This window comes from Brevibacillus sp. YAE8 (assembly GCF_057543335.1).
This window is the reverse complement of sequence record NZ_BAAIYG010000137.1, coordinates 1-550: the sequence shown is the minus strand read 5'-3', so window position 1 is coordinate 550 and position 550 is coordinate 1. Positions and strand designations below refer to the sequence as shown.

The following is a 550-nucleotide window of genomic DNA, read 5'->3' as shown; positions in this document are numbered from 1 at the left end:
TTAAAAAAGAAACTTTATAATGAATATTATTTTATATTTTACCATATAAATAGCTATTTTTACTCATAAAAAATACAATGACATTCGACTGGTTTTTTATTGGATTTAGGTTTTTGAGACTATAGATGAAGTAATTTGCTTAGGGAGCATCAAATGCTGTAATAGCAGGAGGTCAAAGAGGTTTAATTACTAGTAAATAACATAAATTACATTTAATTCTCTTATTGATAAACTTAGCTAGGTATGATTAACTATAAAAGTTAAGTAAAAAAATTGAAATATAGGGCTAAATTATAATTATTTTTATGGTTGAAGCTTCCTATTAAAAAAGATAGTCGAAATAAGGAGGAAACAATCGAAATGGTGCTTAGTATTATTTTAATCTGTTTGTTTCTAGTATTTGCTTATGGAGCATGGGAACAGGTTAAACATCAAAAAAATATCGATTCTATTCCGGTGAGGATAAATGTTAATGGCATTCGCGGAAAATCAACAGTTACTAGATTGATAACTGGAATCGTAACAGAAGCTGGATATAAAACTATAGGAA

Annotated in this window: 1 pseudogene; it reads left to right on the top strand. The window is 27.3% G+C overall.

Annotated features, from left to right (window positions below):
- Positions 1–360 precede the first annotated feature (360 nt).
- Positions 361–550, top strand: a pseudogene (locus tag AC27IT_RS28035) (poly-gamma-glutamate synthase PgsB); the annotation flags it as partial.